A 20427-nucleotide genomic window follows, 5' to 3' on the forward strand; every position below is an offset into this window, starting at 1 on the left:
TAGAGCCCGCTAGCTAGACGCACAAGCCGGCGGATTCTGTCTTAGGTGTAGGGGGTGGCGCAAGGTGGTGTAGGGCATGGATGGTGGAACCAATACGTTTTTAAACAAACGTAGAGTTATTGAAGATTTGCATTGGGAATTTGAAAAATTGAGCCCATTCCGGGTAAATAGATCCGTCCCTGAGGGATCCCCACAAACTACTCCAACACCTGCGCCTGTTGATGTACCTCGGCTCGCAAGGCGCGCTCAAGTCTCACCAAGGTTTTTCGAGAGTTTGATCCGCGTCCACTGAGCCAGTATTCCAAACCCAGTCGCCACAGCGACAACACCCGTCTGCGTTTAAGACTATTGCTTTGAAAACGATGTTCATGACCCGCTTCGCGGGCCTGTAACCCCTTTAAACAAATGATGTAATTGGCCAAAGCCGAGATCATTAAAAGCACTTCGATTCGGCGTGGAAAGTTACTCCGATGGCGAGTCCTCTATCTGCATACGCTGCTTGTAAATGGCCACGATTCTCGATGGATTCCATTGATCCTCCGGTAAGTTGCTGGCCAATAACCAAGGCTCTCGCTCACGATTGGCCGATTGCCTGCTGAGTTTGTTTTTGGCGATTGAACCGGTGACACGCTGATGCTTACAACCCTTTGCAGAATGCCTGATGCAGTACAAATGGATGAAGTGCGGAGCGCTTTGGGTCATCTCGATCCGACCCAGTGATTTTGGTGAGGACGACGCCAAGACGTAGAGGTTTTTAACCGGCAGCCAAATTTGTGCGTCGTTGCGGTAGAGGTCCCGGTTACGCACTCGACCCACGTAATACCAGCCTTGCGCCTCGATGGCTTTGACGGGAGGCGTGGCGGGGGGACGAGCGCGCGCGCCAGGTGTAAATTGACCTTGGCGAGGCCCGCGCCCGGGCATGCACTAGCCTGACGAACGGCTAAGCGGCAAGATATCGCTAGTTCCGAGCGGAGTGAGGACTCATGGGAAGAAAGAAGCCTGACGATTCATGGTTGAAGCGCAACTGGTGGTGGATCGCTGTCTTGGGGGGTGTCGTTTGGCTGATCGGAAAGGAGGGCAAGGAGTTTCTATCCAACGCATCAGATCTTCCAGCCGCAGCGGAGACGACCGTCAATAGATTCAGCAGTTGGTATCACGACGACGAGGCCTGGAGCGGCGTTTGGTCAGCGCAGCCAGAAGGATACGTCGATGCCTCTGAACTTCCCCTTTCAGCTATCGATGTCCGACTGGAGATCGATGTTAAGCAGGGTGTAATCGACGGCACTATCGCTACAAAAGCGTTGTGCGCGAGCTTCCCAATATGGGACTTCGTACTCCTAGAGGGGAAGGTCAAAGGCAGCTCGAATATCTTCGAGGGGGTTGCCTACGACTTCATTGGAGGTCAGCGACAGAATTTCGCTCGGTTGCGCTTCGAGAGAAAGGGGCTCCTCATGACAGTGACGCCACTTGAAGGTGCGAGGGGGCTGTTCCCAGAGAAAGCTACAATTGCCAAACACCCTGATGAGGCGCCAATGCAGGTCGATGTAAAGACGCCCGGCTATTGCTACAAAGAGAAGATGCTGTTCCTGAAGCACCTCAAGGAGAAAACAGACCATGAAAAGCCGGCGAAAAAGGGAACGCCATCAAACCCCAGGTAGTTCATACGGCCTGAATTGCACCACCTCCTCCCCCAGCCATTCGTTAATCTGCTGTACCCGGGCCTGCCCCGGCTCCAGCTCGTTGAGCGCCCACACCTGGGCGGCGTCGCGGATCGACCCGAAGGCCAGCGCGCAGCGGGCGATCAAGCGCGAGTGGCAGCGCATGCGTCTGACTTAAAAAACCTGCATTGCGCCGGCCTTTCAATTTTCGGTCAGGACTAAAAATTACAACGCCACCTTCTATTACGCGACCTGCAAGCTGACAGGAACGATCAGATCTTGAGAGAAAAAGAGAACTTCTTGACCTTTCATTTTACGCTGCGCACTATAGATCAGATCAATCTCAGCTACTCGGCTATTAGAGTAAAAGCGGCGAATCTGCTCTGTATCATCATAAGAAAGCAGCCAAGGGGTTTTTAGAGAAGCTACCAGCTTGCTTATACGACAATGATCATCATGCTCGTAAAAATTATCGTAAAGCCTTCTTCCGTTAACATAGTAAGGCGGGTCAATGTAAATCAACGCATCGGATAGATTCATCGCATCGACCGTCTGCAAAAATAATTCGGCATCCATATTGTAAAGAAAAATATCATCAGCCCGCCGAGAAATTCTTATCACCCTTTCAACAAGGGCATCTTTATTGAACCGAGCATCAATTTTATAATTCCCGGTCTGATCGTACCCACCAATAACCCCACCATTTATAATTCCTGACCTATTAGTTCTATTCAAATAGAAAAAAGCAAAACCGACATCAAACCCACTATGCTGATCCGGATTATTAAAAACCCCCCTCTGAAAATGCCATTCATCCATATTCAGATTACAGGAATATATCCTCTCAATGAATTGCTCAGTATGCAAAAGCACATTCATCCAAAAATTGTACACACCAACATTCAAATCATTTATGTGAATTTTTGAAACAGTATCTGTCAGCAGCAGTTCCAGAGCCACGCCGGCGCCGCCGGCATATGGTTCAACATAAACTCCACCATTAAAATTATTCTCGCGGATCAAGTCCCGAATAAAGCCACAAAGCTTTGACTTTCCCCCTGGATAGCGTAAGGGAGTAAAAAAACGATCGTACATGTTAAGAGTTTCCCTTATTTGCCTTTACCGCACGCCAAGAACTGCGAAGAAGTTCTTCATAGCAGCTTTCCCAAGCGGCTTTCAAACCCTCCATTGAGTTTGTATATCTGCCGTGCAGAAACGAATGTAAAGCTTGAGGACTAGCAAAACTATTTGGATTCGAGACCTCGCCACTTAATATCGAATTTTTCAGATCCTTTGAAATCTGCCCGTTTGAGAAAAGATGCTCAGCACAAGTTTTGATCATGTCGGGCAATGGGATTTGCCCAAAACGATTTCTCTTTTCAGCAGCAACAAGTGCAAACTCTTCAATGTATATTTGCATAGATATATCTACAAGGGCCCTGGCGGCGCAGGCAACCACCAACCCGTGCTCACTTAGCTTCAGGCTGTCTATTTGATTATACAAGCGACTACACTTGGACTCGACAGAAGGAATAGTAATACTGCTGACAAACAACTTATCCCTCTGAGCGGGATTAGGGTCTTTCCTAGTTTTTCTGGGCAGTTGTTTTTCAATCAGATGTGCCTTTTCCCCCTCCGCAGTAGGTTTCGCATTCTGATCAGCTGCAGTATGACCTGAAGCATGAGCGGGACCGTTTCTTCCAGTCGTTCTCTCCTCAGACCCCGATTTCTCGCTCAATCCAAGTGCCGTTTTCTCATGCGCAATTTTGGCCTGCTCAACAACCCGGGTAAGAAAATCAAATTTTTTATCTGAGTCATATACTTCCTTCACCTTAAAGTCAGGCAAGGAAATTTGCTCAAGGACGGCACCCAACAAAAGACGATGAATGTCCTCAGGAATGGTTAGCACTACATTCCGATCTTTATAAACAACACCTAAAGTAGTTTTGAAATCTTTATTCGAAATAAGTCGATCTAGAGTTGTGATCCGATCATTGAGTCGAGCAGCCTGTTGGTCAGCAATCAAACCATGATTTTTTGCATAGTCGATAAAATACAGCGACCGCCAGTACCTGTTTCCACCCAAGACATCTTGCGTATGCCTATCTTTCTCAACGGCCCCCCACTTAGAGGTGCCGACCCCTCCCTGTTCACCGAGATGTCGCAGCCCCATCAACCAAGCCACTCGCCGTTGATCCTTGATGTTAACACAGTCGATCTCAAATGAAAGTTGATCACTTATATTGACACTTTCAATTCTGCGCCTGAATAAATCATCATCGCAAAGAGACGGATCATTGAGTAACTTGAGCGCCGCGACCCTACGATTTCCTTCTTTTACAACATACTTATCAAGCATCCCTTTCACAGGAGTAACGAGAACTTTATCAATATCACTTTGACCATTTTCAGCCAAACTTCTCATCAAAAGTATTAGCTTTGAACCAAGATGTTCCACATGCCAATTGAGAATTTCTTTCTGCCCATTAATTTTGTCGTGCCGAGGGTTTTCCTCATCCATGAGAATTTTAGAAATAGGAAGAACGATATTTTTTGACATAAATCCCTTTACCCTACCTGAAGTATCTGTTACGGCAAAAACGGCTTGGCTATTCATGGACTCATGGCCAGAAACTTAGCCGGCAATTGTTCCCAGTTGGAACAGATCATGCCAGCCTTTTGCCATCTGCGACAACGGCCTCCAACTCCGACACACGCTGTTCGAGTGTGGTCAGGCGTTTCTTCTCTTCAGCAGCGCGCTGTATTTCTCGTTGGGCATCCTCGTCCAGCTCTCGCCATAGAGTCAACAAAGCCTGTTCGCGGGGATTCTCGGCACCCTCCGGGGCTGCTTTGCCCACCTCGCTGCGCAACATTTGACCGTCCCCAGTCAACAACCAGTCGAGACTGATGCCATGCATCTCGCAGAATTTTATGCACTCCCCATAAGGAACACTGTCTCGTTTCCGCCAGCCCGCGAGTGTTTGCCGATTCACAGGAAGCACTCTAGATAGGGCGCTATCAGTGGTAACCAAGTAGTACCCCATCATCCGGCCAAGTACGGCATCCAGTGAGTCTTTATGCATCTCAAACAAAAACCATGCTAATTTATCCTTTATGCATAATTATCTTTATGCGCAATGAGTACAGCTTACCCCCAAAGGAGGCCGCAAGCCATGAACCCCAACCAAATCCGCGCTCGCCTGATCGAGCAGGACTTGTCTTTCCGCCAGTTCGCCCTGGCCAAAGGTTACGACCCGCATACCGTACCCAGACAGTCGCTTGCTGGGCCGGCTCCGCCACCCTGCCCAACGGACGCATTGCCTTCTCGATCATGCGCGACTTGTCCCAGCAGATTGGCGCAGAGCTGCTCCCCGGCCTCCTCAACCACCCCTTCGCTAAGGCCAGCTGACCCTATCCGCCACGCCTCATCTAGCAAGTAACAACAAACGTCGCTGCCGATCTTCTGGCCGGGGTTCTTCATGTCCCGAACCCGGACGCGCTGGCCAGCCTCGTCTACGTCCGCCCAGCGAATGCGGGTGATTTCATCGAGGCGGCGGGTTGAGAACAGGGCGAAGCCTACGACCTTCAGCATGTTGGTGACGCTCCGCCGCCGCGCCTGCATGTCCTTATAGTGGGTCATGATCTTGCCCAACTCATCCAGTGTCGGACGCCGGTCCCGCTCACGACTCTTTAGGTTGTAGCCGAGTTTGCCCAGCACTCGCCGCGCACCAGCCATGGCCAGCGGATCGACCTGATAGCCCCATGCGTCCCTGGCGATGGAAAGCACGGCGCCGAGGTGCGCAAGATCATTGCCGGCGGTCTTCGCTTGGACGCCTCCCCCTTTGGCACTCATGCGCCATAGGGCGAAGTCCACTAGGCACTGCGTATTGATATCGGTATCGTTGGGCTTGCCGAAGTAGCTGGCACCGATGGCCGTAAGAGTGGCCTTTTGGGTTTTGCCCAAGGGCCGCGCTTTTTTGACCTCGCGAAGGTATTGATCAATCAACTCTTTGGCGGTAGCGCCCTTGCGGCTCGCCCGCTCGATCGCACCAGGCTCATCAAGTTCCGATTCACGCTTACGCGCCCAAGCCTGTACAGCGTGTTTCCGGGCGAAGGTCTGGCTCTCTTGGTAGACTTGCACCCCATCACGCTTGACGCGGATCTGAGCGGTATGGCTCAAAGAACCATCCCGCAAGTTTTCTTGCCCTGATAGCTGCCATATCGAAAGTGGTACGCGTCAGTTTTGAAGTGGTACATCGTACCACCGAGACCTAAAAAACGCCTGAAAACGCCCTAAAACACGCCGAAAACACGTTGAGTAAAATGGTACAGAATCAGAGCCTTAGCCCAGTAAAACCAATGCCTACGCTGTCTCGGCGCTTTAGTGTTGCACCCATGATGGATTGGACCGACCGCCATTGCCGTTTCTTCCTACGCCTCCTGTCAAAGAACGCCCTGCTCTACACCGAAATGGTCACCACCGGTGCGCTGCTCAACGGCGATCACGAACGTTTCCTCCGTCACAACGAAGCCGAGCACCCTCTCGCCTTGCAGTTAGGCGGTAGCGTTCCGTTGGATCTGGCCGCCTGCGCACGCATGGCCCAGGAGCATGGCTACGATGAAGTGAACTTGAACGTCGGCTGCCCAAGCGATCGTGTGCAGAACAACATGATCGGCGCCTGCCTGATGGGTCACCCGCAATTGGTGGCGGATTGTGTGAAGGCGATGCAAGACGCGGTGTCGATTCCAGTGACGGTGAAGCATCGCATCGGCATCAACGGTCGGGACAGTTACGCGGAGCTGTGTGATTTCGTCGGCACAGTGCGCGATGCGGGGTGTACGAGTTTCACCGTGCATGCGCGGATTGCGATTCTGGAGGGGTTGTCGCCAAAGGAGAATCGCGACATTCCGCCGTTGCGCTATGACGTGGCGGCGCAGCTGAAGGCGGATTTTCCGGAGTTGGAGATTGTGCTGAATGGCGGGATCAAGACGATGGAGGCTTGCCATGAGCATTTGCAGACGTTCGACGGTGTGATGTTGGGGCGTGAGGCTTATCACAATCCGTATTTGCTGGCGGAGGTGGATCAGCAGTTGTTTGGCAGTTCGGCGCCGGTGATCAGTCGGGCTAAGGCGTTGGCGCAGTTGCGTCCTTATATAGCCGAGCATTTGCTGGCCGGTGGGGCGATGCATCACATCACGCGCCATGTGCTGGGCCTGGGTACGGGTTTCCCGGGGGCGCGGAAATTCCGTCAGTTGTTGTCGGTGGATATTCACAAGGCCAAGGATCCGCTGGCGTTGCTGGATCAGGCAGCTGAGTTGCTTGAAGGTCGTTGATTGATGGTTTGAGTGTGCGGGCGACGCATGAGCGTTGCCCGGCGTTTTGATGTACTGACAGGATGTCTTTTGGCTATGCCCGCGCTTGAACGTGCTCTATTGAATAGCTTCATCCTCCTCGCTTTATGCTCGACGGTTTCCTCCAGCGTCTTCGCCGACTGCAATTTTGCGCGAGGGTGTGGTGAAGGGAGCGGTGGCCCTTTTGAATCAACGCAAATGTCCGGCTTTCTGGTGTTCACGGCGACGATGGTGTCGGTCGATGGAACCTCGGACGTATCCGGCCTCAAAAAACGTGTTTACTCGGCTGAGGAAATCGAAGCCGCGCGGTACTTCCTCGCCAGCGACGGCATGCTGCAGGCCGCGTATTTCACCTCGGCCTTGCAGCGCTATCGACAGGAGTCGCCGGATTCGGCGTTAAACGATCTCGCCGTTGCGGCGTTGATCAGCGCTCAGTGATCAGGCTGCCGCTGCTGCGGTCCAGTTGACCCAGCCAAACAGCCACGTTGCCAGAATCAACAAACCAAACGCGATCCGGTACCAGGCGAACGCGGCGTAGCTGTGGTTGGCGATAAATTTGAGCAGGCCACGTACGGCGATCATGGCGAAGATGAATGCGGTGACGAAGCCGAGGGCGAAGACCGGCAGGTCGTTGGGTTGGAACAGGTCGCGGTATTTGTAGCCGGAGTAGACGGCGGCGCCAACCATGGTCGGCATGGCGAGGAAGAACGAGAACTCGGTGGCGGCTTTGCGCGACAGGCCGAACAGCAGGCCGCCGATGATGGTCGAGCCGGAGCGTGAGGTGCCGGGAATCATCGCCAGGCATTGTACGAATCCGACTTTCAGTGCGTGAGACCAGCGCATGTCGTCGACGTGTTCGACGCTGATCACATGGCTGCGCTGTTCGGCCCACAGCATGATGATGCCGCCGACGACCAGTGCCACGGCGACGGTGATCGGGTTGAACAGGTATTCGTGGATGGCGTCGGCGAACAATACGCCCAAGACCACGGCGGGCAGAAAGGCGATCAGCAAATTGAGGGTGAAACGTTGTGCATTGCGTTGAGTTGGCAGGCCTTTGACGATTTCGAAGATCTTCGGTCGAAATTCCCAGACGACGGCAAGGATGGCACCCAGTTGAATAATGATGTTGAAGGCCATGGCGCGTTCACCGCCGAATTCCAGCAGGTCGGCGACGATGATCTGGTGGCCGGTACTCGAGATCGGCAAGAACTCGGTCAGGCCTTCTACCGCACCTAATATCAACACCTGGAAAAGGGTCCAGAAATCCATTAATCCTCCGACAGAGCGCTCTTGGCGAGCGACCGGGTAATAACACTCAGGGGTTGAGTATCTGCAGTGAGACCATTGACATACATAAACGCAAAAGTTCATCAGCCACAAAGATTACGTCTTATTAAAAGACACACTCAAGCCATGTTAGTAATCGTCGGCTGACGAACTACGCAGAAAATATTTAGGCCTTTTTGCAGAAAAAAGTTGCTCTGACAATAAAGTGTGATCAATATCACATTATTCAGAGATGGCCAGACAGTGGCAATTAGACATGGACATGGCTATCGCAATAAGCTCAAAATAGTGGCACCATTGCATATCGCCACCATCTAAGCAGTAGTTCACCCCTTCGAGAAAATCAACTAAAAGCTTGAAAAGCTTAATTATTGTTAGAAAACTCGGGAGCCACGTCTAAAAATCGCGTGAATGTTACCAATTGTCAGTCACAGATGAGAACCGGTGCTTTAACATCCCGATGTCAGCACTTAATTCGAGTCAATGCATGATGCTCTCAGGGAACTTAGCGACTAGAAGTCCGCGCCCGACAAACGACGAACCCGGTGTTCTTACTCTGGGTCGTACCCGTGGCGTGGCTGAACATTTCAAAGCGCTAGTCGCCCAGCATTTACGCACTGATGTGGCGCTCGAAGCCGATGCGTACACTAGTTCATATCAGTTGAACGAACAGTCTGGTTCGTATCGAGCCATCTTCCTGGTTATCGACAGCCCACAGGCCCTCGAAGACAATCTGGCGCTGGTCGAGAACCTGCGCAGCGACAACTTGAAGCCGATCATTTGCGCGGTCATCACCGGTCGCGGCGCCTTCAACAAGATCAAATATTATCTGGCTGGCGCGGATGTTTGTATCAAGCTCAATACCCTTTCCGACGATGGCGCCGAGTTGCTGGGCGAGTTCTTCAATAGTGAAGAATGGCAACGCGATATCGATCTGACGCTTGATCCGACCCGTATCTGCCTGATGGGCACCAGCAAGAAACTCGATATCTCGTTTGCCGAAATGAAGATCCTCGAAGCCTTTGCGCAAACCGGTAATCACATTCTGAGCCATGATGAAATCGCCAGCATCATGGGCCTCAATACCAATTTCTACGACCCTCGCGCACTGGAGAAATCAATCAGTCGCTTGCGTGGAAAAATCAAGGACATGTATGGTACAAACGCGATTCAGAGCATTCGCGGCTATGGCTATCGCCTGCTGCGGGGTCTGATATCGACTGCCTGACTCTCGGGCAGCCATCCCATTTGCATACGTACGAAGGATCGTCTGATGCAACCATATAGCTCCAGTTCTGCTTCACGCCTGTTTGAAATCAAGCAATTGAATGAGCGCGACAACACGACCCATAACAATAAAACTCCATAACATAGCAGCAGTTCGAGTGGAATTTATCGAGGGCCATTCTTGGGCCCAGACCCTGCCTATCGATTACTTCCGAGGAAGTCATTGCTCGCCTGCCGATTTTTCTTTTAGCCAATTTTGGTATGTATTTAGGAGAGAGACATGGAAACTAGTACAACCCTCCCAAGGAAATATTTTGTTGTCGTGACTCACAGTACAACGTCGCAACGCGAACTGGAGAGCATGCTGTCCAGTGAACGTTTCAATTCGTTTGAAGGGGTTGATTCGCCCTCTTCCGCTCCAATGGTGATGGAGTTCACATATCCAGGCATCAGTCGCAAAAATGCCCCGCGCAGTATCGAACATGATACTCAGCGGATATTGGCCACACTTGAGTCCGAATGGCGGGCAGCGCAATCGGCCAATCCCTTCCAGAATGTCCCGGCGATAAGCGCGGAAACCCGCAACATGCCGCCTGCCGTTGAAGGTGATATGCCCGGCAATGAAACCTGGCATCTCCACCCTGATCAGGGTGCACTGGTCAAAGAAGGTGTTGAAATCAGCCTGACTGGCCTGGAAACAGCATTGGTCAGGAAAATGCTCAGCCATGAAGAGCGTGTTGTCAGTCGTGACGAGCTGATTCTCAGCATCGGTCGAGAACCGGAACAATATCGCGGCCTGGAAATGTGCCTGAGTCGCCTGCAAGACAAATTCAAAAGCGCCAGTAATGGTGAGCGACTGTTTCGTGCCGTCAGAAATCGCGGTTATTGCCTGATTCAGGAAGTCGTCGCGTAACCCGCAAGACCTCCACGAACAGAACAAACAGAAAAAGTGCGATTACAAAAACAACAAGAGCACTCTGTTTGGCTTCATCTTCCTCCCTTGAATTAAAAACTCCCTGCCTCCACCCCTCCAACAGTAACAAATACAACATCATTTATTCACCCCTTCCTCTACGACCTTTTCTAACACCCTTCTATTTAATTATTAAAAAGTTGGCACTGTGCCATCTTGTTAGAACTCGTCAGACACCATTCCAGCCAATAACTTAGTCTATTGACTGACGACAGTTCGGCATATCGATGTTGTTACCTCAGGACACTCGCTAGAACAAAAACAATAAGTCTGCATAACAACTCGGATTTCAACTGTTGAAACCTGAATGGACGTCTTTTGGGGATACCGTATGGATCTTTCTCTAAGTATCAATCGAAGCACAGGCCTCAAGGGACTGACCTTTTGGGGCCAATGGGCGCTGGCACAAGGCTTTGTGGTGACGCTGTTGTTCATACTCGCCGAGCAGCACACCGGGACGGTCGCGTTCTACTACCGGATGTGTGCAACGCTGGCAGTACTGGCGTCGGTGCCGGCTTATACGTTTAGCGGTGTTTATCGCAAACGTGACAACTACCTGACCGGTCTCGGTCGACTGTTCATGGGTTGGTCGATGACCATGGCGGCGCTGGCGTGCATCGCCTTTGTCTGCCAGGCCGATGAGCTGTTTTCGCGGCAGGTGATTCTGAGCTGGGCGGTGTATGGCTTCCTCGGTCAGGCGTTTCTTTACGCTCCGCTGCATGCGTTTTCCAAGTACTACCAGCGTTCGCGTAAAAGCGAGCACAAGACGCTGATTGTCGGCACCGGCGAACTGGCGTTGGGTCTGGCGAAGAAGCTCAGCCAACTGGAAAACCTGCCATTGGTAGGTTTGGTCAGCAATGGCGATGTGTCTGTGCTGGGTTCGGATGCACCGCGCGTTGTTGGCGATCAGGAACAGTTGCTGGAGCTGATCGAAGCGCATGACATCCGTCGTTTGTACATCACCCTGCCGTTGTCTGAAGCCGCGAAAATCGAAGCGATTTATGGTGACTTGCTAGGGGCCAACGTTGATGTGGTGTGGGTGCCGGACTTGAACAGTCTGACGCTGCTCAATCACTCGGTGAAGGTTGTGGACGGTCTGCCGGCGATCTACTTGAACGAGAGCCCTCTGACCAGCCGCCCTACTGCTGCTTTGAGCAAGAGTCTGGTCGAGAAAACCGTGGCGTTTCTGGCGATCATCGCGCTGAGTCCGATCCTGCTGATCATTGCGTTGGCGGTGAAGATCAACTCGCCCGGCCCGGTGTTCTTTAAACAGGATCGCCATGGTTGGAATGGCAAGGTGATCAAGGTCTGGAAGTTCCGCTCGATGCGTGTTCACGATGACCGTGATGTAAAGCAGGCCAGCCGTAATGACTCGCGCATTACCGCAGTCGGCCGCTTTATCCGCCGCACTTCGCTCGATGAATTGCCGCAACTGTTCAACGTACTGCAAGGGCATATGGCCCTGGTCGGCCCTCGCCCGCACGCCGTCGCACACAACAACTACTATTCGGGGAAAATCCTCGCGTACATGGCGCGTCACCGGATTAAACCGGGGATCACCGGGCTGGCCCAGATCAGCGGCTGCCGCGGTGAGACGGACACCATCGACAAGATGCAGAAGCGTGTCGAGATTGACCTGCAGTACATCAACAGCTGGTCGTTGTGGCTGGATCTGAAGATCCTGGTGAAGACGCCGTTTACGTTGCTGTCGAAGGATATTTACTGAGATTCGAAGCTGGATACCGCAAGGGGACGAAAGTCCCCTTTTTTGTGCGTGGGATTTGGGAGCGGCGCTGGATTGCGGGTGAATGCAAAAACTGTGGGAGCGAGCCTGCTCGCGAAGGCGGTGGGTCAGGCAACATTGATGTTGGATGTGCTGACGCCTTCGCGAGCAAGCCCGCTCCCACAGGGGTTTATGGACGGCTCACGCTCTGTGGCGTAGCAAATATTCAATGTAGGAGTGAGCCTGCTCGCGATGGCGGTGGGTCAGGTAACAGCGATGTCGACTGTATGGACGCTATCGCGAGCAGGCTCACTCCTACAGGGGATTTGTGGTTGGCTCGGGATCTGTGGTGTGACAAATAGCCAGTGTGGGAGTGAGCCTGCTCGCGATGGCGGTGGGTCAGGCAACAGGGATGTCGGCTGGTCGGACGCTATCGCGAGCAGGCTCACTCCTACAGGGGATTTGTGCTTGGCTCGGGATTTTTGGTGTGACAAATAGCCAATGTAGGAGCGAGCCTGCTCGCGATAGCGCTGGGTCAGGTAACGGGGATGTCGACTGTACGGACGCTATCGCGAGCAGGCTCACTCCTACAGGGGATTTGTGTTGGCTGGGGATTTGTGGTGTGACAAATATCCAATGTGGGAGTGAGCCTGCTCGCGATGGCAGTGGATCAGGCAACAGAGATGTCGGCCGGTCGGACGCTATCGCGAGCAGGCTCGCTCCCACAGGTTTATGCGGTGTTTCGGAGATCTGCGCTTACTCGGTAATCTTCTCGAAATTCCGATAAAACATGTCCCCTTCCCGGCTATCGGTCATTGAGTGCAGTTGATAGCTGCGACTCAGTCGCGCGCCACCGTCACGGGTCAGTGGGGCCCAGACCAGGTTGGCGCGGCGCATGGTCGACATGCTCATCATTTCGTCGAACGGGATCGACAGGTAGATGCCTTTGTCGAAACTACCTTCGCCGTACTCGGCGCTGCCCGCCGTGGTGATCGTCGCCCACGCACCAAATCGCACGCCATTGAAAAACTCGCGCGAGATGTCCAGTGTGCCGCCCCAGTCCCCGGCCAGATAACGCCCGACGCTAACCGCCGCCAGCGTATCGAACGGCAAATCGGTGTAAGCCGTGACATGCCCGGTCACCACCGAGTAATCGCGCAAGGCAAAGCCCTGATCGAAATCACGCTGACGCACCCAGTTCAGATCCGCGCCCACCGACCAGCGCTCACCGGTCGGGCGGAACAACACTTCACCGCCGACACCGGCAAACATCGATTCCAGATAACCGCCATACACCATGCCGTACCAGTCTTTATCCAACTGCTCGGCATGGCTGACCTGGAACAACGGCATGGTGGTGTTAGACGTGGTCAGGTACTGACGCAAATCCGTGCGCACGCGCGGCAAACCGCTCGGCGCGTCGTAGGTGAATTTGTCGAAGTTGTTGGCCAGGTTGGCGCTGAGCAAACCGCTCCACCAGGTGTTGCGGTTGAAGCGATATTCGGCGTCGGCATCGGCGCTCAATTGATAGAGCAAGCCATCCGGACCACCAACGTTCTGCTTGAACCCCAGCCCCACGCCATAGCTGAAATGCTGCGGTACTTCGGTGTAGAGGGTTTTCTCGTTGTGCGGCATCGCCGGGTTGATCTCGGTGGTGCGGTGCAGCGATTCAAGTGGCTCTTCGTTGTTGATCACTTCGCGGAAGGTCTGGCGCGGCAAACTGGTTTCTTCCAGCGGCAAGTCGTAGCGCTTGTTGACCACGGTGAACCAGTCGATATCGTCGTTGACGCTGTTGTCGAGAATCCGGCTCGCCCGGCCCACAGCCTTGGACGAATGGAAATAACGCTGCTGCTCGCCATAGACGATCAGCTCGGAATCACGCTGGGTGATGCGCTCGACCTTATAGCCGGCGTTCTGCTGCAAACGCTGCGAGACGTTGGCCCAGTTGACCTGGTCCATCGCTGTGTTCGGTGCCTTCGCCGGCAGCGGTTCCGGGGTCGGATCGTAAGTCTTCGCCGGTGCCTTGCGGCTGACGAAATTGGTGTGGAAAGTCACGCCGAACATCGCCGTATTACCGCGCTCCCACGCCGCACTGACATCGACCGAATCAGTCACCTTGAATACCGCGCCAAGGTTGATCGGCGAGTCCTGTTTGATCTCGTTGTCCTTCGGCTCGTGCTTGTAGTCGTTGCCTTCGAATTCGAGTTTCAGGCTGAGGCGATCCCACGGCGTCTGATAGCTCACGCCGCCGAAAAACGACGGCCGGCCACGAAAGTACGAACCCGAGTTGACATCACCGGTGCCTTCGAGCGCGGGACGGGTATCGAAGCGATCGCTGATGTAGCCCAACGGGTTGTCGATATCGCCGCGATTACCGAGGTAACCCCAGGCAATCCCGGCACTGAAATCGAAGTTGTCGTAGCGCTTGTTGGCGACGAAAAATTCACTGGAGAACAAACCGGTACCACCGATATCTCGGAAGCCCAGCGCCACATCGGGCAGCCAGTGACTTTCCTGCCACAGCCGGACTTTGACGTCGACCGCCTTGTCCTTATAGCTTTGACTACCGCTGAGGGCCTCCGAGCCGTACGGCCGGTTGGTGATCGCGGTGTAGCGAAACGAGCCTTCGAGCCAGTCCAGCGGCTGCAACGACACGCTGTAGCGGCTGTACGGATCGGTGCGGTTGGCGTTGACGCTCAACTCGCCGGCCGGGGCCATGCGCGCGGTCGGCGTCTGCAACAGACCGGTGCCACCGAAGTCATTCTGAGTAATACGCGGCTCGGCATGGGCCAGACCGCAAGGCAATAACAACACAGCTGCAAAACGTAACTTCAACGAACCACCTCGGCCAGCTGCGTGGCAATGAATTCGGCCAACTGCTGATTCAGTTCAGGTAGAGGCGGATCAAGATCATCATTTTTCAACGGCACCAGAATCTTGCTGCCGGCCACGGGAAAGTGTCCGGACTCGCGATTCCAATGGGCGATGCCGACACGTTGCGAAGCGCCATTGGGCTGGATCAGCCACAGGTAATCGGCTTCGGCATCGTCCAGAATCGAACAGCCTTGCAGGTATTCACGGGCCTCCTGCAACGGCTGATACGGCAAGTGGCACGGCTCGGCGACGGCGCCCAGTACTTGCACTTCGTCGACGCGCTTCGGATAGACCAGACGATCGCCGTCATCGAGGCGAATGTTGCGCGCGAAGCCAACTTCCAGCGCCACCGGATCAAGATCGGCAATCTGCCGTCCGGTCACCGGCATCTGCCGCACTTGTTCGGCAATGCGCTGCGCCAGTGCCGCCCGACTCGGCAGATCGAACAGCATCGACATGCGTTGCAGCACATCGAGATCAAACAGCACACCGACCTTCAGCCGTGTCTGCTCTTCTATCAGCGACTGCCGCAGCAAGCCGCCCGCCAGCCAATAGCCTTCGGCATTCGGCACGGCTTCGCTGATGACATCGAGCAAGCGCCCGCCGGGTGGCAGCGGGATTGGTCCGGGATTGGCGACATCACCCGACACCGTGACGGCCGCCTGACTCACACTCGCGACCAGCATCAAGCCCGCCGACAACATTTTCAGGCGCATCACGGCAGGTGCCTGCGATCTGGGGTCAGTTGCACGACCTTGACGCGCAACTGCGACGTCAGTTGCTGCTCGCTCTGCAAGATGAAACCGTCACGCGGGTCGACCCAGTAACGATTGGTCGCGCTCAGGCCGATGGCCGGGGCGTCAATCTGCTCATCGACACGCAGCACGGTGTATTCCTTGTCGAGAATCTGCAGGGTCTGTTCCGAGCGGCGGGAGAAGCGGCTGTTGACGATCACCCCGACTTCCTGACCCTTGTAGAGGTCGATCCAGCGCCGCGTGGTGAAACCGTCGGCGACGTGATGCAGGCCTTGCTTGAACGGCGAGTCATCGGCCAGCCGCGTGCCATCGAGATCGCCTTCCAGACCCAAGCCAATGGTGCGCACGGCGAGGCCATTGCGCAGCAGCAGAACCTGTTTGCCGGAAGCGACCCAGAACTGCAGGTCTTCGCGCTCGCGCACCAGCGCCAGCACCCCGGAGCCGGACGGCGTGGTCAGTTTCAGTTGCGGGTAGTTGACCCCGGCGACTTCGGCCGCCGATACGTCGACTTCATCCGGGCCGACGACCGCCGCTTTAAGGTTATTCAACGAAGCGCTCATCAGCGGGTTACAGCCGCACAGCAACGAGGCCGCCATCAGGCACAGGCCAACTTTCAAAATGTTCAAAGTCGGCGACCTTATTTGCTGTTGTTACTGTATTCGCTCCAGTTCTTCGCAGCGGAAGCGCCAGTGCCGACAATCGATGCCGACGGCACCAATTGGCTGATCAAGCGGTTCCAGCGAGTCACGTTGGCAGGCCCGACATACACCACGTCCTGCGGGCGGACTTCGAAGTGCGAAGCGAGCGCCATGGCGGTCGGCGATTCGGCTTCCAGCTGGTAGATCTTCGCCGGTTCGACATCAAGGTTTTCCACGCCACGAATGACATAGACCGCGTTGCCATTGGAGGTGGTCTGGGCCAGGCCGCCGACCGAACCGAGCACGTCGGTGAGGTTCATCGTCGCGGTCTTGAAACTCAGCGCACGCGGCTGATTGACCTCGCCCATCACGTAGATGCGCTTGTTGTCGTTGTACGGCAGATACAGCTGATCGCCACCCTTGAGGTAGACGTTCTGCAACTCGGAATCCTGCTGATTGAGCGAGTCGAGATTGAGCGGATAAGTGCGACCTTTGCGCGTCAGCAGCAGCCCGGACAAATCGGCGTTGTTGGTATCGATGCCGGCCGAACCGAGGGCTTCGACCACGCTCAGCGGATTGGTAGAAATCGCTTGCGGACCGGCCTTGGTTACCGCACCGGTGACCACGACTTTCTGGCTGGCGAAACGCAACACCGCGACATCCACTTGCGGCTCGGCGATGAATGCCGACAGCCGTTGTTCAATGTCCGAGCGCAGTTGCTGGATGGTCCGGCCGGTGGCCTGGACTTCCTTGATGAACGGGTAATAGAGCGTGCCATCGGAGCGCACCAGACGGCCGTTGGCATCGATCTGTTGTTGCGCGCCGGACGGGGCCGTCAGCTCAGGGTGATCCCACACGGTGATGTACAGAACATCGTTGTTGCCGATGCGGTATTCGGCCGGGGTCGCCAACAGTTCCGGCGGCAGCGACTCACGCTTTTGCGTGGCGCGGTTCATGGCAATCAGCTTGGGCGTGATCGGGATCAGCTCGACCCGGCTGCTTTCGCTGGCACCCTGGCGGGTGATGTCACTGGTGCTGAGGTATTGACCGGGGGAAAACATGCAACCTTGCAGAGCGAGACTTGCCAACATTAAAAGATAAACACTACGAGTCATAATGGCACTACGCTATTCAAGGGCGAATCCAAAAACAAAGTCACCCGACTTGCGTCGGGCGACCCTGTACTGCACTAACAGAACTTCCTGTTAGTTATGCGTGCCGGTTGTACCGGTGGTACCCGTCGTACCGGTGGTACCGCCGTTGGCACTGCCACCGCTGTTAGACGCCGCTACAGCACTGGCAACCATTGCAGTACTGGCTGCGGGCGCTTGAGAAGCCGCCACGTTGCCACCTACATTGGTTACCGCTGTCAGCGGTGCTTCAGCGGCGGCAGCCCAGTTGCTCAACATCGTCAACAGGGCAACTGCCATCACTTTTTTCATATCAACTCCTTTCTAACATTCGACCTGTTAAAAAACCGGCCTGAGTTAGCGGTGGTGAGTTCAAGTCCGCAAAAAGCGCGAACAAGTTCCGTTGTTCTTTCACAGTCTTACCCAACTGATAAAAGTCGAACGGCAGGTTTATATCTACGGACTTGCAAAAGGCATTGCCAGTGTAATTTCCCGACGTTATCTAACAACCTGACTGAAGATAACATTGGGTTAAATGGCCATCATCGCAAGTAGCCTTTGGGATGGTTCGATTGCCAGCGCCAAGTGTCGGTGACCATGTCCTGCAAGTTGCGCGTGGCTTTCCAGCCAAGTTCCTTCGCAGCCTTGGAAGCATCGGCCCAGCTCTCGGCGATATCCCCGGAACGGCGCGGCATCATCCGATACGGCACCGGTTGCCCGCAGGCCTGTTCGAAGGCGTGGAGTACTTGCAGCACGCTGTAGCCATCGCCGGTGCCGAGGTTCCAGGTATGAATGCCGGTACGCTCTGAGATCGACTGCAGCGCCTTCAAGTGGCCGTCGGCCAGATCGACGACGTGGATGTAGTCGCGCACGCCAGTGCCATCGATGGTCGGGTAATCGTTGCCGAAGATCGACAGCTCTTGCAGGCTGCCGACCGCGACCTGGCTGATGTAAGGCACCAGATTATTCGGGATACCGTTGGGGTCTTCGCCCATATGGCCGCTATGGTGGGCGCCGATCGGGTTGAAGTAACGCAGCAAGGCGATGCTCCAGCGCGGCTCGGCCTGACTCAGGTCGCGCAGGACATTCTCGACGATCAGCTTGGATTGGCCGTAGGGATTGGTTGGATTGCCGGTGGGAAAATCCTCGCGGATCGGCATCTGCTCAGGCTCGCCGTACACCGTGGCCGACGAACTGAACACCAGCCGGAACACCCCCGCCGCCGCCATTGCCTGGCACAGATTGATGCTGCCACTGACGTTGGTCTCGTAGTACTCGAGCGGCTTGCGCACGCTCTCGCCGACCGCTTTCAGGCCGGCAAAATGCAGCACCGCTTCGATGTTGTGCTCGCGGAAAATCCGGTCGAGCAGTGCCCGGTCACAGACATCACCACGGATCATCCAGGCACTCTTGCCGCAGATGCCCTCAACGGCGTGCAACGCGGCTTCACTGCTGTTGCAAAGATTATCCAGTACAACAACTTCATAACCTGCTTCAAGCAATGCAAGTGTGGTATGCGAGCCGATATAGCCGGCACCACCCGTTACCAGAATCTTCATAGTGCTATCCGTCTTTGGATGAGTGACAAGTAGCGTGTCAAGCCTGATTTATTGAAGATGTGTCACAATCCACACAAACAGGCGACAACAACCGAAAACAAAACTAGTTCAATGACTGGCAATAAATATTTTTGCAGGTCACACTGTATTGCTTGGTACTTATTAGCACTCCCTGTGCACTCATCACTATCAACAGATACCGACTAAAAATAACTAACAACGCACTTACCGACATCTCATAACATTGTCGTGTTTTACCGTCACTCGCATTTGCCATTAATAACCTGACTCAGGTATTAAAGTAAGCCTTCAATCCAACATTGAAACTTATACGCCCTTTATTAGTGCGCGCATCTGTCGCCTGTGTTCCATGACTGTCCAGGATACTTTTATGATTCGTAAATGTTTGTTCCCCGCTGCCGGCTATGGCACGCGTTTCCTGCCGGCCACCAAAGCCATGCCGAAAGAAATGCTGCCGATCGTCAACAAGCCGTTGATCGAATACGCCGTTGAAGAAGCGCGGGACGCCGGCCTGCAACACATGGCCATCGTCACCGGTCGCGGCAAGCGTGCTCTGGAGGACCATTTCGACATCAGCTACGAACTCGAACATCAGATCCGTGGTACCGAGAAAGAGAAGTTCCTTGCCGGCACCCGCGAGCTGATCGACACCTGCACCTTCTCCTACACCCGTCAGGTGGAAATGAAAGGCTTGGGCCACGCGATTCTCAGCGGTCGTCCACTGATCGGCGACGAACCCTTCGCCGTGGTGCTGGCCGATGACCTGTGCCTGAACCTCGAAGGTGACGGCGTGCTTACCCAGATGATTGAGCTATACAAGAAATTCCGCTGCTCGATCGTCGCCATCCAGGAAGTCCCGGCCGACCAGACCCACAAGTACGGGGTGATCGCCGGCGAACTGATGTCCGACGGCATCTACCGGGTCAACAACATGGTGGAAAAACCGGCCCCGCAAGACGCGCCGTCGAACCTGGCGATCATCGGTCGCTACATCCTCACCCCGGACATCTTCGACCTGATCGCCGACACCCAACCGGGCAAGGGCGGCGAGATCCAGATCACCGACGCGCTGATGAAACAGGCGCAGAACGGTTGCGTGCTGGCCTACAAATTCAAAGGCTTGCGGTTTGACTGCGGTGACGCCGAGGGTTACTTGCAGGCGACCAATTTCTGCTACGAAAACGTTTATCTCAAGGGCCGCTGAGACGGCTCCCTTCACCCAACGAG

The 20427-nt window shown here is 54.5% G+C and carries 17 protein-coding genes and 3 pseudogenes; 7 read left to right on the forward strand and 13 right to left on the reverse strand.

Annotation, left to right across the window (positions count from 1 at the left end; all coding sequences use genetic code 11):
* Window positions 1-197: 197 nt before the first annotated feature.
* Window positions 198-846 (reverse strand): annotated as a pseudogene (locus PspR84_RS29705) (IS4 family transposase); the annotation flags it as partial.
* Window positions 847-983: 137 nt separating this feature from the next.
* On the opposite strand from PspR84_RS29705, the gene PspR84_RS19445 reads away from it, so the two are divergent.
* Window positions 984-1658: a hypothetical protein gene (locus tag PspR84_RS19445; protein ID WP_160058789.1), complete on the forward strand. Its 675-nt coding sequence runs from the start codon at window positions 984-986 to the stop codon at window positions 1656-1658.
* Window positions 1659-1901: 243 nt separating this feature from the next.
* Here PspR84_RS19445 and PspR84_RS19450 read toward each other — a convergent pair whose 3' ends face one another.
* The 5 genes and pseudogenes from PspR84_RS19450 to PspR84_RS19465 all read right to left on the reverse strand — a co-directional run.
* Entirely contained in the window at window positions 1902-2753 is an 852-nt protein-coding gene (locus PspR84_RS19450; protein WP_160058790.1) for a DNA adenine methylase, read from the reverse strand.
* A 1-nt stretch (window position 2754) separates the two neighbouring features.
* Window positions 2755-4275 carry a ParB/Srx family N-terminal domain-containing protein gene (locus PspR84_RS19455; RefSeq protein WP_160058791.1) on the reverse strand — a complete coding sequence of 507 codons (1521 nt, stop codon included), beginning with the start codon at window positions 4273-4275 and terminating at the stop codon, window positions 2755-2757.
* A 49-nt stretch (window positions 4276-4324) separates the two neighbouring features.
* Window positions 4325-4531: a hypothetical protein gene (locus PspR84_RS29710; protein ID WP_238785363.1), complete on the reverse strand. Its 207-nt coding sequence runs from the start codon at window positions 4529-4531 to the stop codon at window positions 4325-4327.
* Between the two features lie 9 nt (window positions 4532-4540).
* A pseudogene (locus PspR84_RS29805) lies at window positions 4541-4741 on the reverse strand (helix-turn-helix domain-containing protein); the annotation flags it as partial.
* 329 nt (window positions 4742-5070) lie between these two features.
* A pseudogene (locus PspR84_RS19465) lies at window positions 5071-5878 on the reverse strand (site-specific integrase); the annotation flags it as partial.
* 139 nt (window positions 5879-6017) lie between these two features.
* Here PspR84_RS19465 and dusA point away from each other — a divergent pair.
* Both dusA and PspR84_RS19475 read left to right on the forward strand, forming a co-directional pair.
* Window positions 6018-6992 carry a tRNA dihydrouridine(20/20a) synthase DusA gene (gene dusA, locus PspR84_RS19470; protein WP_174244466.1) on the forward strand — a complete coding sequence of 325 codons (975 nt, stop codon included), beginning with the start codon at window positions 6018-6020 and terminating at the stop codon, window positions 6990-6992.
* A gap of 27 nt (window positions 6993-7019) precedes the next feature.
* Entirely contained in the window at window positions 7020-7448 is a 429-nt protein-coding gene (locus PspR84_RS19475; RefSeq protein WP_160058792.1) for a DUF2388 domain-containing protein, read from the forward strand.
* On the opposite strand, the gene PspR84_RS19480 is transcribed toward PspR84_RS19475, so the two are convergent.
* Complete coding sequence (locus tag PspR84_RS19480) at window positions 7449-8282, reverse strand: undecaprenyl-diphosphate phosphatase (RefSeq protein ID WP_110720582.1); 834 nt, start codon at window positions 8280-8282, stop codon at window positions 7449-7451.
* A gap of 505 nt (window positions 8283-8787) precedes the next feature.
* Here PspR84_RS19480 and PspR84_RS19485 point away from each other — a divergent pair.
* From PspR84_RS19485 to PspR84_RS19495, 3 genes are all read left to right on the forward strand, one after another.
* Window positions 8788-9528: a winged helix-turn-helix domain-containing protein gene (locus PspR84_RS19485; protein ID WP_160058793.1), complete on the forward strand. Its 741-nt coding sequence runs from the start codon at window positions 8788-8790 to the stop codon at window positions 9526-9528.
* A 279-nt stretch (window positions 9529-9807) separates the two neighbouring features.
* Window positions 9808-10440 (forward strand): helix-turn-helix domain-containing protein, encoded by a 633-nt coding sequence (locus PspR84_RS19490; RefSeq protein ID WP_160058794.1) that lies wholly within the window; start codon window positions 9808-9810, stop codon window positions 10438-10440.
* Window positions 10441-10831: 391 nt separating this feature from the next.
* Window positions 10832-12226, forward strand: coding sequence for an undecaprenyl-phosphate glucose phosphotransferase (locus PspR84_RS19495; RefSeq protein WP_160058795.1), 1395 nt, complete (start codon window positions 10832-10834; stop codon window positions 12224-12226).
* 753 nt (window positions 12227-12979) lie between these two features.
* Here PspR84_RS19495 and PspR84_RS19500 read toward each other — a convergent pair.
* The 6 genes from PspR84_RS19500 to galE all read right to left on the reverse strand — a co-directional run bounded on the left by PspR84_RS19500 (window position 12980) and on the right by galE (window position 19179).
* Window positions 12980-15058, reverse strand: a complete 2079-nt coding sequence (locus tag PspR84_RS19500; protein WP_160058796.1) for a YjbH domain-containing protein — start codon at window positions 15056-15058, stop codon at window positions 12980-12982.
* Complete coding sequence (locus tag PspR84_RS19505; protein ID WP_160060118.1) at window positions 15055-15813, reverse strand: capsule biosynthesis GfcC family protein; 759 nt, start codon at window positions 15811-15813, stop codon at window positions 15055-15057. The genes PspR84_RS19500 and PspR84_RS19505 overlap by 4 nt, the downstream gene beginning before the upstream one ends.
* Window positions 15813-16478, reverse strand: coding sequence for a YjbF family lipoprotein (locus PspR84_RS19510; RefSeq protein WP_160058797.1), 666 nt, complete (start codon window positions 16476-16478; stop codon window positions 15813-15815). The genes PspR84_RS19505 and PspR84_RS19510 overlap by 1 nt, the downstream gene beginning before the upstream one ends.
* Window positions 16479-16489: 11 nt before the next feature.
* Window positions 16490-17551, reverse strand: coding sequence for a polysaccharide biosynthesis/export family protein (locus PspR84_RS19515; RefSeq protein ID WP_052178248.1), 1062 nt, complete (start codon window positions 17549-17551; stop codon window positions 16490-16492).
* Window positions 17552-17695: 144 nt separating this feature from the next.
* Window positions 17696-17932 (reverse strand): hypothetical protein, encoded by a 237-nt coding sequence (locus tag PspR84_RS19520; RefSeq protein WP_007910552.1) that lies wholly within the window; start codon window positions 17930-17932, stop codon window positions 17696-17698.
* Between the two features lie 230 nt (window positions 17933-18162).
* Entirely contained in the window at window positions 18163-19179 is a 1017-nt protein-coding gene (galE, locus tag PspR84_RS19525) for a UDP-glucose 4-epimerase GalE (RefSeq protein WP_160058798.1), read from the reverse strand.
* 391 nt (window positions 19180-19570) lie between these two features.
* On the opposite strand from galE, the gene galU reads away from it, so the two are divergent.
* Window positions 19571-20404: a UTP--glucose-1-phosphate uridylyltransferase GalU gene (gene galU, locus PspR84_RS19530; RefSeq protein ID WP_007910549.1), complete on the forward strand. Its 834-nt coding sequence runs from the start codon at window positions 19571-19573 to the stop codon at window positions 20402-20404.
* Window positions 20405-20427: the final 23 nt, after the last annotated feature.

The sequence above is a fragment of the Pseudomonas sp. R84 genome, from assembly GCF_009834515.1.
Lineage (GTDB): Bacteria > Pseudomonadota > Gammaproteobacteria > Pseudomonadales > Pseudomonadaceae > Aquipseudomonas.